General features: G+C 66.1%; 11 protein-coding genes. 2 read left to right on the forward strand and 9 right to left on the reverse strand.

Going from position 1 to position 14,135, the window contains the following annotated elements:
• The 3 genes from msrP to KVT32_RS04070 form a co-directional block, all read right to left on the reverse strand.
• The gene (msrP, locus tag KVT32_RS04060; RefSeq protein WP_217617730.1) at positions 1–963 is read right to left on the reverse strand and encodes a protein-methionine-sulfoxide reductase catalytic subunit MsrP; all 963 of its coding nucleotides are present in this window, start codon (positions 961–963) and stop codon (positions 1–3) included.
• 184 nt (positions 964–1,147) lie between these two features.
• Entirely contained in the window at positions 1,148–1,810 is a 663-nt protein-coding gene (locus tag KVT32_RS04065) for an HAD family hydrolase (RefSeq protein WP_142050309.1), read from the reverse strand.
• Position 1,811: 1 nt separating this feature from the next.
• Positions 1,812–2,774, reverse strand: coding sequence for an RluA family pseudouridine synthase (locus KVT32_RS04070; protein ID WP_371825564.1), 963 nt, complete (start codon positions 2,772–2,774; stop codon positions 1,812–1,814).
• Between the two features lie 524 nt (positions 2,775–3,298).
• On the opposite strand from KVT32_RS04070, the gene KVT32_RS04075 reads away from it, so the two are divergent.
• The gene (locus tag KVT32_RS04075; RefSeq protein ID WP_152383693.1) at positions 3,299–6,394 is read left to right on the forward strand and encodes an Rne/Rng family ribonuclease; all 3,096 of its coding nucleotides are present in this window, start codon (positions 3,299–3,301) and stop codon (positions 6,392–6,394) included.
• A gap of 90 nt (positions 6,395–6,484) precedes the next feature.
• Here KVT32_RS04075 and KVT32_RS04080 read toward each other — a convergent pair whose 3' ends face one another.
• Positions 6,485–7,381: a LysR family transcriptional regulator gene (locus tag KVT32_RS04080; protein WP_217617732.1), complete on the reverse strand. Its 897-nt coding sequence runs from the start codon at positions 7,379–7,381 to the stop codon at positions 6,485–6,487.
• Positions 7,382–7,540: 159 nt separating this feature from the next.
• On the opposite strand from KVT32_RS04080, the gene KVT32_RS04085 reads away from it, so the two are divergent.
• Positions 7,541–8,476 (forward strand): dihydrodipicolinate synthase family protein, encoded by a 936-nt coding sequence (locus tag KVT32_RS04085; protein ID WP_152383692.1) that lies wholly within the window; start codon positions 7,541–7,543, stop codon positions 8,474–8,476.
• Positions 8,477–8,576: 100 nt separating this feature from the next.
• On the opposite strand, the gene KVT32_RS04090 is transcribed toward KVT32_RS04085, so the two are convergent.
• From KVT32_RS04090 to trpA, 5 genes are all read right to left on the reverse strand, one after another.
• Positions 8,577–10,124, reverse strand: a complete 1,548-nt coding sequence (locus KVT32_RS04090) for a UxaA family hydrolase (protein ID WP_152383691.1) — start codon at positions 10,122–10,124, stop codon at positions 8,577–8,579.
• An 87-nt stretch (positions 10,125–10,211) separates the two neighbouring features.
• A complete protein-coding gene (locus KVT32_RS04095; RefSeq protein WP_056321868.1) occupies positions 10,212–11,219 on the reverse strand; it encodes a tripartite tricarboxylate transporter substrate binding protein in 1,008 nt (335 codons plus the stop codon).
• 304 nt (positions 11,220–11,523) lie between these two features.
• A complete protein-coding gene (locus tag KVT32_RS04100; protein WP_152383690.1) occupies positions 11,524–12,072 on the reverse strand; it encodes an acyloxyacyl hydrolase in 549 nt (182 codons plus the stop codon).
• A gap of 284 nt (positions 12,073–12,356) precedes the next feature.
• The gene (gene accD, locus KVT32_RS04105; protein WP_056321862.1) at positions 12,357–13,232 is read right to left on the reverse strand and encodes an acetyl-CoA carboxylase, carboxyltransferase subunit beta; all 876 of its coding nucleotides are present in this window, start codon (positions 13,230–13,232) and stop codon (positions 12,357–12,359) included.
• A gap of 37 nt (positions 13,233–13,269) precedes the next feature.
• Entirely contained in the window at positions 13,270–14,133 is an 864-nt protein-coding gene (gene trpA, locus KVT32_RS04110; protein ID WP_217617733.1) for a tryptophan synthase subunit alpha, read from the reverse strand.
• Between the last annotated feature and the right edge of the window lie 2 nt (positions 14,134–14,135).

The raw sequence follows: 14,135 nt of genomic DNA on the forward strand, positions 1-14,135 counted from the left end.
TCAGTAATTGGCCTTCAGGTCCATGCCCTGATAGAGCGATGCCACCTGGTCGCCATAGCCGTTGAACATCAAGGTCTTGCGCTTGGGACTGAACAGGCCGTCCTCGCCGATGCGCCGCTCGGTGGCCTGGCTCCAGCGAGGATGCGCGACGTTGGGGTTCACATTGGCGTAGAAGCCGTATTCCTGGGGCGCGGACTTTACCCACGAGGTCACCGGCGGCTTTTCCACCAGCCGGATCTTCACGAGCGACTTGCCGGACTTGAAACCGTATTTCCAGGGCACGGCCAACCGCAGCGGCGCACCATTCTGGTTGGGCAGCACGCGCCCATAGACCCCGAAGACCAGCATCGCCAGCGGGTGCATGGCCTCATCGAGGCGCAGTCCCTCCACGTAGGGCCAGTCCAGGATGGCCGTACGCACGCCGGGCATGTTTTCCCGCTGCACGGCAGTGACGAACTCGACATACTTGGCGTTGCCGGTCGGCTCCACCTGCTTGAGCACTTCGGACAGGGAATAACCCACCCACGGAATGACCATCGACCAGCCTTCGACGCAGCGCAGGCGATACACGCGATCTTCCATTGGCGCGAGCTTGAGCAGATCTTCGATGGTGAAGGTGCGGGGCTTGCTGACCTCGCCCTCGACGCTGACGGTCCACGGCTGCGTCTGCAACTTGCCGGCATTTTTGGCCGGATCACCCTTATCTACGCCGAACTCGTAGTAATTGTTGTAGGACGTGACATCCGACAGCGACGTCTGCTTGTCCATGACGCTGAACGCGGGACTGGGCTTGCCGGGCAGCGCACCGGCCTCCTGGGCACGCGCGGCGCGCGTTGCCCAGCCGGATAACCCTACAGCCGCCGCGGCGGCGCCGGCCCGCAGCATCAGGTCGCGGCGGGATCGCCACACCGCCTCGGAGGTGATCTCGGAAGGGAGAACGTCGTCGGGTTTGCGTATCAGCATCGTAATCTCCGGTATGGCAGCGCGCCTTGCGCGCGCCCCGCATCAATCATGGACGATGGACGGGACCAAGTTATTCCACGGCGCCGGCCTGCAACATGAAACACCCACGCAATGCACGCGGCGAACCTTCCAGATAGACTTGCCTGCCGGGCGGACGTTCCTGCCGCCCCTTGCCTGCAACCGGCTAGCCGCGTGCGACAACTCGCGGCATCAGCCACTCACGCATCAGCGGAACCGAGTCGAGCACGGCTTGGGGGGCACACCCCTGAAGCTCTTTCAAGGTATGCGCGCCATAGGTAACGCCCAGCCCGTGCACGCCGGCATTGCAGGCCATCTGCAAATCGTGCGAGGTATCGCCAACCATGATGACCCCCGACGGATCCACGTCCAGCTCCTGCATCAATTCGTGCAACATGGCCGGATGCGGCTTGCTGAAGGTCTCGTCGGCGGTGCGGGTGGCGTCAAAAAGGGGGCCCAGGCCGGTGGCGGCCAGCGCGCGCGTGAGACCGACGCGGCTTTTGCCCGTCGCGACCGCCAGCCGCACGTTCTGGTTGGCCAGGTCGGTCAGCAACTCGTTGATGCCCTCGAACAGGCGCAATTCGGGATCGCGCAGCAGGTAGTGGGTGCGATAACGCTCAAGAAAGCGCGGCAACATGGCCTGCGTCAATTCGGGGACAGCACGTCGCAATGCGCTTTCGAGGGAAAGGCCGATGACCCAGCTGGCCTCGGAGGCGGACGGCACCGCCAGCTCAAGGTCGCGGCACGCGCCCTGGATGGCGGCCACGATGCTGTGCGTGGAATCCATCAGGGTGCCATCCCAGTCAAAAACGACCAGCGAATACGACATATCAGGCAGACTCCAGTGATTTCAGTATGTTCCGGCAAGCAGGCGGCAGCTCGGCGGTCAGTGTCATGACCTCGCCCGTCAGGGGGTGAGGAAGGGTGAGGCTGTGGGCGTGCAGGAACATGCGGTTGAAGCCTTGGCGCGCAAATTGCGCCCGCACGTCGTCACTGCCGTATTTGTCGTCGCCGACGATGGGAAAGCCGCTTGCGGCCAGATGCACGCGGATCTGGTGCGTGCGCCCGGTGCGCAGCTCGGCGTCGACCAGACTGTAACCGCCAAAACGTTGCTTGAGCGTGACGATGGTGTGCGCCGCCTGCCCGTCCGGGTCCACCTTGACGCGGCGCTCGCCCGACTGCGTGGTCCATTTGGACAAGGACAGCTTGATGTGCTGGCGATCGTTCACCCAGTCGCCCTCGACCAGCGCGAAGTAATGCTTGTCGCTCCGGCCCTCGCGCAGCATGGCGTGCAGGGCCAACAGCGCGCTGCGCTTCTTGGCGACCATCAGCAGCCCGGAGGTCTCGCGGTCCAGCCGGTGCACCAATTCCAGGAACTTTGCCTGGGGACGGGCCGCGCGCAATTGCTCGATCACGCCGAACGACACGCCGCTGCCCCCGTGGACCGCCACGCCGGCGGGCTTGTCCACCACCAGCATCGCATCGTCTTCAAACACGATGGGGAATTCGGCCGCGGGCACGGGCCGGGGCTTGCCGGGGTCGGGCAGGCGCAAGGGCGGAATGCGGACCACATCGCCCTCTTGCACCCGGTAATCGACCTGGATGCGTCCCTTGTTGACGCGCACTTCGCCGCCCCGGATGGCCTTGTAGATATGCGTCTTGGGCACCCCCTTGCACAGCCGCATGAGGAAGTTGTCCAGGCGCTGGCCGGCGTGCTCGGCGCCCACTTCGACCATGCGGACGACGGGGGCTGCTTTAGAGGCGGATACAGGGGAGGAAGTTTCTTTGCGCATTGCGGAAAGCGACATATAATCGGGACAGCCTAAAGGGGCTGAACAAGCCGCCTGGCGTAGAGATGCAACCAACACGCAACTCCGTCGAGCGCGCGGGCCGCCATTGTACTGCCTGCTCATTCAACCCCTGGGTCTCTTGGTCGCCGGCGCAACCGAGCCCTGTGGAATAGTGGTGTGGCATTCATCTTGCCCGCTTTTCCGGCAGGTCCGTTGCATGCCGCAAGCGGCTCTGAAGCACTGCAAGAATCGTCGCATATTTAAAGCACCAGCTGCGTGTAGGCAACCAATCCGACCGCAGCTGCCGTTCCCCAGCACAACTCCGTCAAACCACATTCAGTGAAGCTGACCCTCCTGCTGAAAGAACCCCGTGCCCCACGGCACGACGTGCCCGCCTGACCCGCGGCGGATACGCCTGGGCGCCGCCCAGGTACGGTCCGCATCTTCTTGCCCGCTTCAGCCGCAGCCCGAGTGGCCCGAGGTCACGCGCCGATATCGGCGCGTCATGACAACGGAGAAACCCTCTCATGAAGCGCATGCTGTTTAATGCGACGCATCAGGAAGAATTACGCGTCGCTATCGTCGATGGGCAAAAACTCATCGACCTTGACATCGAGACTGCCGGCCGCGAACAGCGCAAAGGCAACATCTACAAAGGTGTCATTACCCGGATCGAACCCGGCCTCGAAGCTTGCTTCGTCAACTACGGCGAGGATCGCCACGGCTTTCTGCCCTTCAAGGAAGTCGCCCGCAGCTTCTTCAAGGAAGGCGTCGATGTCCGCACCGCCCGTATCCAGGACGCCCTGCGCGAAGGCCAGGAACTGATCGTCCAGGTCGAAAAGGAAGAACGCGGCAACAAGGGCGCTGCCCTGACCACGTTCATCTCGCTGGCCGGCCGCTACCTGGTCCTGATGCCCAACAACCCCCGCGGCGGTGGTGTTTCGCGCCGCGTCGAGGGCGAGGACCGCCAGGAACTGCGCGACACGATGGAGCAGCTTGACCTGCCCCAGGGCATGAGCATCATCGCCCGCACCGCAGGCATCGGCCGCAACGTCGAAGAGCTGCAATGGGACCTGTCCTATCTGCTGCAACTCTGGACCGCCATCGACGGCGCCGCGCGCGACAACTCCGCGCCCATCCTGATCTACCTCGAATCCAGCCTGGTCATCCGCGCGATCCGCGATTACTTCTCGCCGGAAATCGGCGAGATCCTGATCGATACCGACGAGATCGCCGACCAGGCCACCGCCTTCATGAGCGTGGTGATGCCGGACAACGTCCAGCGCGTCAAACGCTACCGTGACGACATCCCCCTCTTCTCGCGCTTCCAGATCGAACACCAGATCGAGACGGCCTACTCGCGCACCGTGCAACTGCCCTCGGGCGGCGCCATCGTCATTGACCACACCGAAGCGCTGGTGTCCGTCGACGTGAACTCGGCCCGCTCGACCCGCGGCGCCGACATCGAGGAAACCGCGCTGCGCACCAACTCGGAAGCGGCAGACGAAGTGGCCCGCCAGTTGCGCCTGCGCGACCTGGGCGGACTGATCGTCATCGACTTCATCGACATGGAAGACAGCAAGAACCAGCGCGCCGTCGAACAGCGCCTGCGTGATGCCCTCCATTTCGACCGTGCCCGCGTCCAGATGGGCAAGATCTCGCGCTTTGGCCTGATGGAACTGTCTCGCCAGCGCCTGCGCCCCGCCCTGAACGAAGGCTCGCACATCACCTGCCCGCGCTGCAACGGCACCGGCGTGATCCGCGACGCCGAGTCCAGCGCCCTGCACGTGCTGCGCCTGCTGCAGGAAGAAGCCATGAAGGAGAACACCGCGGCGGTCCACGCCCAGGTGCCCGTCGACGTGGCCACCTACCTGCTGAACGAAAAGCGCGCCGACATCACCAAGATGGAAGCCCGCCTGAAGGTCAACCTGATGCTGATCCCCAACAAGCATCTGGAAACGCCGCACCACCACATCGAGCGCCTGCGCCACGACGACCCCCGCCTGGAAGAAGTGAAGACCAGCTTCGAACTGGTGGAAGCGCCGGCCACGGATGCGCCCTGGCAGCCCCGCGAAAGCGAAATCAAGTCGCGCCCGGAAGCCCTGGTCAAGGGCATCACGCCCTCGCAGCCCGCTCCCGTCTCCACGCCCGCAGCGCCGGCCGCGGCACCTGCCGCGCCCGCAGCAGGCGCCGGTCTGGGCGGTCTGTTCAAGCGGTTGGTCGGCTGGCTGACCGGCGGCTCCGAGCCCGCCAAGCCCGCGCCTGCCGCCGCCGAGGAAACCGCCAAGCGCGCCGCCCCGGCCCGGGGCAAGGGCCGTAACGGCCATGACGGCCAGGACCGCCGCGGTGAACGCCACGGCTCCGACCGCAACCGCAATCGCCGTGGCGAAGGCCGTGGCGAAGGCGCCGAGGCCACCGAAGGCGGCCGTCACCACGTGCGTGGCAATCGCCGCTCGGACGCCGAGCGCGGCGAACGCAACAACCGTGGCGAAGGCCGCGGCGAGCGCGACGCGCCGGCCGCCACCCAGGCAGCCCTGGCGTCCGCCCGTCCTGAACAAACCCCTGAGCTCAATGGCGAGGACACCGGCGCAGGCCGCAACCGCCGTCGTGGCCGTGGCCGCAACCGCCGCGAGGAAGGCCAGGCCGACGCGCCGATGAGCGAACAGGAAAGCATGGTCGCCGCGCTGGCCCAGACGGTCGCCACCGCGCTGCCCGACGCCAAGTCGGATGCCAAGCCCGCCGCCGAAGCTGCCATGGACACGGCTGACGCCGACGATCTGTCCGCCGAAGCGATCCCGGGCGTTGAAGGCGCCGAAGGCGCGGCCGATCCCGAGCGCAAGCGCCGCCGCCGCCGCAGCCGCCGTGGCCGCCGCAGCCAGGACGAAGCTGGCTTGGCCGGCAGCGACGAGCAGCAGGAAGACGGCGCCGAAGACGCTGGCGAGCAGCAGGCCGAAGGCGTCGACGCCCAAGCCGCCGAGCCGGTTCAAACCGCAGCCGCCGAGGCAGCGCCCGCCGCAGCCCAGCAGGTTCAAGCGCCGGCCCAGCCCGCGCAGACCGCCGCGCAGCCCGAGCAAGCCCCGGCCGAGCCGGTTCAAGCGCCCAAGGCTGAACCTGTCCAGGCCGCAGCAGAGCCCGCCGCTGAGCGCGCGGCTGAGCCCGCGATCGAGCCCCTGACCCAAGCCGCGGCTGAACCTGTCGCCCAACCGGTCCAGACGGCGCCCGAAGCGACCCCGCCCGTCGCCGTGCAACCCGCAAGCGAGGCTTCGGTCCCCGCCGCGCCGGAGCAGGCGCCGGTGGAAGCGCCCGCCGTCGAACCGGTCGTCCCGGCTCCGGCAGCTGCGCCCGCCCCCGCGCCCGTCGCGCCGGCCCCCTCGCCCGTGGCTCCGGCCAGCGCGCAGCAGCCCATCGTGGTGCCCGCCGCTGCCCCCGCCGCCAAGGCGCAGGCCTTGCACGACGTGGTCAACGCCGCTGGCCTGAAGTGGGTGGAAACCGATCCGGAACGCCACGCACAGACGCAGCAACGCATTGCCGCCTCGTATGCGCCGGTCCGCCTGGGCCGCGAGCGCAAGCCCGTGACGCCCGTCTCGAACGAGCCGCTGGTTCAGGTCGAAACGCGCCACTAAGCCGCTAGGCCGCCAGGGCCCGGCCCTGAGAAGCACAACACCCCGCACACCGGAAACGGTCTGCGGGGTGTTTTTTTGCCTCGAGCGGCGTCAGTCGCTTGCCGAATGGCGCGCCTGCGGATCCAGTGCGCGGCCCGCTTCCTCCACAAAGGCTTCCGCCAGGGCCGAATGCGGCATGTGACGCGCCCACAGAATGCCCATCCGGCGCAGCGGCGCTCGGCCGGGCAGCAGCACACGCTTGACGCGGCGGCTGTCGAGCCAATCCGGCGCCCAATCCGGCACCAGCGACACGCCCAGCCCCTCCGAGACCATGCAGGCAATGCCCATCAGGCCGTCGACCTCCAGCCGCTCGCGGGGCGCAATGCCATGCTGGCGCAGGTACTGGTCGGCCAGCCGCCCACCCCAGACATTGCGGTCGTAGCGGATGAAGGGTTGCGTGCGCATCAGCTCGTGCGCGTCGTTGCCCGGCGTGTCGGGCGGGGCAAGCACGACCAGCGGCTCCTCGGTCACCTGCTTCCAGGCGTAGCCCTTGGACAGGTTGAATTGCGGCTTGACGATGAACGCCGCATCCAGGTCTGCATTGATGACGCGGTGGTACAGATGGTTGGACGTGCCGGGTTCCATGAAGACCGCCAGCTTGGGCATGCGCCGGTACAGCCGGGCCAGCACGATGGGCATGATGCCGGTCAAGGCCGACGCCGAGACGCCCAGGCGCAGCTCGCCGAGCGGCGCGTCGTCCGCGGCGCTGGCCCGCAGGTCGCGCACCTCGCGCAGCACGCTGCGGGCGCGCTCGAGCACCTTCAGGCCGGCTTCGGTCGCCTTGACGCTGCGGCCCACACGCTTGATCAGCGTGGCGCCCAGCTCTTCTTCCAGCGTGCGCACGCGCGCCGCGATGGCGGCGGGGGTCAGGTCCAGCCGCCGCGCGGCCTCGGCGAGCGAGCCGCTCTCGATGACCGACACAAAGCTCTGCACATAGCGCGTTTCCACGATCTCCCCCTTTTCTTGACGTGTGGCAAACCACAACAATTTTATGGATTGAAGCCATTAAACAGCAGATGTTCGCAGGACAGATCAATGCCAGAATCGGAAATCGCAGCCGCGCGACCGCGGCGCGCTTTTTCCATCCTTCCAATAACGAGTAGAGACATGACGACCCCTGCCCGCATTCCCGGCGTTTTTTCTCCTGTCCTGACGCCGTTCGACGAGCGCTACCGCCCGGCACTGGGGCGTTACGTGAAGCACTGCCGCTGGCTGCGCGAACAGTCCGTCGGACTGGCCATCTTCGGCACCAACTCCGAGGCCAACTCGCTGTCGCTGGAAGAGAAGCACACGCTGCTGGACGCGCTGCTCGAAGCGGGGGTGGAACCGTCGGCGCTGATGCCGGGCACGGGCGCCTGCGCGCTGCCCGATGCCATTTCGCTGACGCAGCATGCCGTGCGCAGCGGCAGCATGGGTGTGCTGGTCCTGCCGCCCTTTTATTACAAAGGGGTCAGCGACGAAGGCCTTTTCCGCTACTACGCCGAGCTGATCGAGGGCGTGGGCGACGACAAGCTGCGCATGTATCTCTATCACATCCCGCCCGTGAGCCAGGTGCCGCTGAGCCTGGCCCTCATCGAGCGTCTGCTCGATCGCTATCCCGGCATCGTCGCCGGCGTGAAGGACAGCGGCGGCGATTGGGCCAACACTGCCGCGATGATCGAGCGATTTTCGCCCCGCGGATTCCAGGTCTATGCGGGCAGCGAGGCATTCCTGCTGCAGACCCTGCGCGCGGGCGGCGTGGGCTGCATCACGGCCACGGGCAACGTCAACCCGGGTCCGATCGTGGCGCTCCAGCAGCGCTGGCAAGAGGCGGATGCCGACGAGCGTCAGGCGGGCCTGAACGCCACGCGCAACGTGTTCCAGCAGTTTCCGATGATTCCCGCCATGAAGGCGGCCATCGCCTGGAAGTCCGGCGATGCGGCGTGGGCCACGGTAAGGCCGCCGCTGGTGGAACTGAATGCCTCGCAGACAGAGGGGCTGAAGGCTGCGTTGCAGGCCAATGGGTTTGAGATGCCGGGCGCCGCCACGCTGTCCGACGCCTGAGCGTTTCTGCACCACACGCGCAGGGTCAACACGCGGACAATCCCAAACGCGGACGGTCGAATACGCTGACCGTCCGCGGTGCCGCCGTCTTGCGAGGCGGTCAGCTCACCACGCCGATATTCCAGGGCACGAATTCGTGGTCCCCCAGGCCCAGCAACTCGCTCTTGCTGCGGTCGCCGGAGGCCACCCGCAGGATTTCCTCGAAGATCCGCTGCGCCACCTCTTGCAGCGTTGCCGTGCCGTCCAGGATGTCGCCGCAGTTGACGTCCATGTCTTCAGTCAGCCGGTCGAACATCGGCGTATTGGTGGCCAGCTTGATCGAGGGCACCGGTTTGGCGCCGAACATCGAGCCGCGGCCGGTCGTAAAGCAGATGATGTTGGCGCCGCCCGCGATCTGCCCCGTCGCCGACACGGGATCGAACCCCGGCGTGTCCATGAACACCATGCCCGGCTGCCGGACAGGTTCCGCGTAGCGGTAGACCTCCATCAGCGCCGTGGTGCCGCCCTTCATCGACGAGCCCAACGATTTTTCAAAGATGTTGGCCAGGCCGCCCATCTGGTTGCCCGGACTGACCTTGCCGTTGATCTGCACGTCGCGCCCCGGCGAATACTCTTCCTTCCACCAGCGGATGCGCTGGACCAGCTTCTCGCCGACTTCGCGATTGCGCGCCCGTGACGTCAGCGTATGCTCGACGCCATAGATTTCCGGCGTCTCCGAGAGGATGGCAGTGCCGCCATGCCGCACCAGGATATCCATGGCCGCGCCCAGCGCCGGATTGGCGGTGATCGACGAAAAGCCATCCGATCCGCCGCATTGCAGGCCGATCTTCAGGTGCCGCGCCGGCACCGGCTCGCGTCGCACGTCGTTCGCGGCCGGCAGCATCGCCTTCACCGCGGCGACGCCGGCCTCGATCGTTTTTCGGGTGCCGCCCGTCTCCTGCATGATGAAGGTCTGCAGCCGCGCGCCCGCCTCCAGGCCCTGGTCCTTGAGCAACGCATCGAGCTGATTGCGTTCGCACCCCAGGCCGACGATCAGCACGCCCGCAAAATTTGCATGACAGGCGTATCCGCCCATCGTGCGCCGCAAGAGATCCATCGGCTCGCCGGACATCTCCATGCCACAGCCCATGCCGTGACTCAACGCCACCACACCATCCACGTTGGGATAAGCGTCCATGACATCCTGTGCGAACGCGGCCGCAATCCGATGCACCACCGTCGCCGAACAGTTCACCGTGGCAAGAATCCCGATGTAGTTGCGCGTGCCCACCTGCCCGTTGGCGCGCACGATGCCCTGGAATTTCGCCTGCTCCGATTCGGGCAGGATTTGCGTCGGGACGTAGTCCCGCGCGTGGGCATAGTCGCGGTCGAATTCCTGGAAATCCATGTTGTGCGAATGCACGTACGTGCCCGCCGGGATGTCGGTGGCGGCAAAGCCGATGCAGACGTTGTATTTCAGGATGGGTTCGCCGGCGCGCAGATCGCGCGCCGCGATCTTGTGGCCGGCGGGCACCTGGCTGCGGCTGACAAGGTTTTCGGAGGGCACGGCAGTGCCGATGCCGATGGGCACGCGAGCCACCACGACGTTGTCTGCGGAATGCAGCCGGATGACGGGGCCGGCGGCGCGTTTTTCGGTGAAGTCGATCATGTCATTGTCTCGGGTGAATGAATGGGAGCCGCCGGTGAACGGCTCCCGCTGACGCCCGCCCAGGGGCGCCAGCACGTGGTGACCGCGTTATTCCGGCTTGATGCCGATGTCGCGGATCAGCACCGACCAGCGCGGCAGTTCGGCGCCCACGAATTGGCTGAAGGCCGCCGAATCGCTGCCCACCACCGTGAACCCCTGCTCGCTCAGCTTGGCCTGCATGTCCTGTTGCGCCAGCGCGGTGCGGATGGAATTGGACAGCTTCTCGATCACCGGCTTGGGCGTCTTGGCCGGCGCGAACACGCCATACCAGGTCGACACCTCGAAGTCCTTGAAGCCCGATTCGGCCAGCGTGGGAATCTGCGGCGCCTTGGGATCGCGCTTCAGGCTGGTGATCGCCAGCGGACGCACCTTGCCCGAGGCGATGTGCGGCAGCGCCACCGGCAGGTTCGCAAACATGTAGGGCACGTGCCCGCCCAGCACGTCGGCGATCGCCGCCGATTCGCCCTTGTAGGGCACGTGCGTGACCTTGGTGCCGACCCGGTGCGCGTACAACTCACCCGCGATGTGTTGCGGGCCGCCCTGGCCGGAGGACGCATAACTGAGCGCGCCGTTGCCCGCCTTGCGGATGTGCTCGGTCAGCTCGCCGACGCTCTTCACATCGATCATCGCGGGGTTGACCACGAGGATGAGGGGCATCGTCACGATCTGCGATACCGGTTCGAAGTCGGTCTCGGGTTTGAACGGCAGCGTGGGGAACAGGGACGGAGCCACGACCATGGTGGATTGCGATCCCAGGAACAGCGAGTAGCCATCGGCGGGCGAGCGGGCCACGTTGTCGGCCGCGATCGTGCCCGTGGCGCCGGCGCGGTTTTCCACCACCACCTGCTGACCCAGGCTGTCGGCCATCTTGGCGCCCACCAGCCGCGCCACGATATCCGCGCCGCCGCCCGGCGCGAAGCCCACGACCATGCGCAGGGGCTTGGCGGGAAATTCGTCGGCCAGCACGGCGCCCGGGGCGGCGGCCAGCGACAGGACAAGACCGGCGGCGCCGGCAATGCGCGCCAAGCGGCGCGCCTTCGTACAGGGGTATTTCATCTGCGTCTCCGTGTGCCGCCTGCCGGGCCCTGCCCCGATCACGCATGCGGCGGCGGATCGAAGCCTCCCACGACGGCTCGTTGTGGTTTTGGGTGTTGCCAGGGCATTCTGGCCATTGCACTCAACACCAACAAGTACGTGAACACACAGTCAAACGATAATTTTTTTGTGGTTTTAGCGGTGGCCCCGGGATGACCGGCGGCCCAGGCGACGCACAAAAAAAACCACCCGTGAACGGGTGGTTTTTAAGATCTGCGCCCGGAACGTTCCGGCAGGCGGGAACGCTCAGGACGTCACGATTCGATCAGAACTGGTACGTGTAGGTGAGTTGCACCACGTCCAGGCCCGGGTTCGGGCGCTTGATGCTGGCATTCGAGAAGTGCGAATAGCGCACGCCGATGCGGTTATTCGGCGTGAGCAGGAAGCCAACGCCGACGTGGTCGCCGAACTGGAAGGCCGTGCTGATATTTTCGTCGGCAAAGCGCGTGCTGGAGAACAGCGTGGCGCCGATACCCGCTTCGATGTAGAAGCGTTCGCCGGTCCACCAGCGGAACATCGGGATGGCGCTGAACTGCCACACATGGCCGGGCGAACGCGAACCGTCAGCCTGCCAGTACGAGGCGCCGAATTCCGGCGTCAGGTCCAGCCGGCCCCAGTTGCCGCCGAATTGATAGGTCCAGAGCGAAGCAGTTTCGTAGTTCAGGGTCAGGCGCTTGTAGTGATCGCCGATGCCGTAGTGCAGGCTGACGCCGCCCTGCGTGCCCTCGGACGACTGGGCGCTGGCAAAGGTGGCAACGCTTGCCAGGGCCAGGCCGGCAAGGCGCGTCAGCATTTTCTTCTTCGTCGACTGCATGGGATTAACTCCATCTATTTCTGGACTAACGGGGAACATTAGCAAAATCCGGACCAACCCGCCTTACGCATGTCGCAATATGGCAACAAACGGATATGAAAAAGACTGTTCCGGACCACGCGTAATTCAAGCTTGCGATTTTGCGCTAGGCCGCCTTAGCAAGTGGCGTGCCCAGGCTTTGACCCGGAACGCAAAAACAAAAATGCCGCCCGAAGCACGAAGCTGCTGGCGGCATTTTCCGAAGCCGGCGGCCGTCATGCGGCAGCCCGGCGCCGGCAGCATTGTCAGGCAGTCACCACGTCGGCCGGCTGATTGGTCAGCAGCGCCAGCAGGCGGGCGATTTCTTCGCGAAGCTGGCGGCGATCCACGACCATGTCGATGGCGCCCTTTTGCAGCAGGAATTCCGCGCGCTGGAAGCCTTCCGGCAGCTTTTCCCGCACGGTCTGTTCGATCACGCGCGGGCCGGCAAAGCCGATCAGGGCCTTGGGTTCGGCAATGACGACGTCACCCATGAACGCAAAGCTGGCCGACACACCGCCCATCGTGGGATCGGTCAGGACGCTGATGAACGGCAGGCCGGCGGCCGACAGACGGGTCAGCATGGCGTTCGTCTTGGCCATCTGCATGAGCGACAGCAGGCTTTCCTGCATGCGCGCGCCACCCGAAGCGGCCACGCAGATGAACGGCGTCTTGTTGTCCAGGGCTGCCTGCGCGCCGCGCGCAAAGCGCTCGCCCACCACCGAGCCCATCGAGCCGCCCATGAATTCGAATTCAAAGCAGGCCAGCGTGGCAGGCACGCCGCGGATCGAGCCGCTCATGACCACCAGCGCGTCGGATTCGCCCGTGGCCTTGACGGCCTCTTGCAGGCGCTCGGGATACTTGCGCGTGTCCTTGAACTTCAGGGTGTCGACCGAACGCGTGGTCTGGCCGATTTCGACGCGGCCTTCCATGTCGAGCAGCGAATCGATCCGGGCGCGAGCCCCGATCCGCATGTGGTGGTCGCACTTGGGGCAGACGTGAAGGTTGGCTGCCAGGTCTTCGCTATACAGCACCGATTCGCACGACGGGCATTTCACCCAAAGGCCTTCGGGAACGCGGCGGGCGCCGCTGTCGCTGGTTTTGTTGATGCGAGGCGGCAGGAGTTTATCGATCCAGCTCATTGAGTATTCATCCCGTTTGAGATCGCGACCCGGCCGCTCAGGCCGACGCGTTCTCTCGTTTTACTTGATCCAGCGCCTGCCGGATGGTGCGCAGCCAGCCGCTGGCGGCGGCGACTGCGGCGTCGGTTTGCTGGGCAGCCGGCGCGTTGGCGACCGCCTGCTCCATGGTTTCAATCAGTTTGCTGCCAATGACCACGGCATCCGCCGATCGGGCCACGCGCTGGGCGCTTTCGGCATCGCGGATGCCGAATCCCACGCCGACCGGAATGTCGCGCACGTGGCGGCGAATCAGGGCCACGCGGTCGGCGACGTCGTCGGTGTTCAGCGAACCCGCGCCCGTCACACCCTTGAGCGACACGTAATACACGTAGCCGCGCGCCACCGTGGCGACGGCCTTGATGCGTTCTTCGGTGGACGTGGGTGCCAAAAGGAAGATGGGCGCAATGCCGTGCTCACCCAGGGTGGCGGCGAACTCGATGACTTCCTCGGGCGGATAGTCCACGACCAGCACGCCGTCCACGCCGGCCTCGGCGGCGCGGCTGGCGAATTCTGCCTGCCCCATGCGTTCGATGGGATTGGCGTAGCCCATCAGCACCACCGGCGTCGCGGTGTCGCGCTGGCGGAAATCTGCCACCAGTTCGAGCACGCGGGCCAGGCCCACGCCCTGCGCGATGGCGCGGTCGGCGGCGCGTTGGATGACGGGGCCATCGGCCATGGGATCCGAGAACGGCACGCCCAGTTCGATGACGTCGGCGCCGGCATCCACCAGCGCGTGCATCAGCGGCACGGTGGCGCCGGGGGAAGGATCGCCGGCGGCGATGTAGGGAATCAGGGCCGCGGCGCGGCCGGACTCTGCGGTGCGCGCGAAAGCCGCGGCAATGCGATCAGTGCGGGTTGTCATGT

It is taken from the genome of Achromobacter sp. GbtcB20, assembly GCF_019091095.1.
GTDB lineage: Bacteria > Pseudomonadota > Gammaproteobacteria > Burkholderiales > Burkholderiaceae_B > Achromobacter > Achromobacter mucicolens.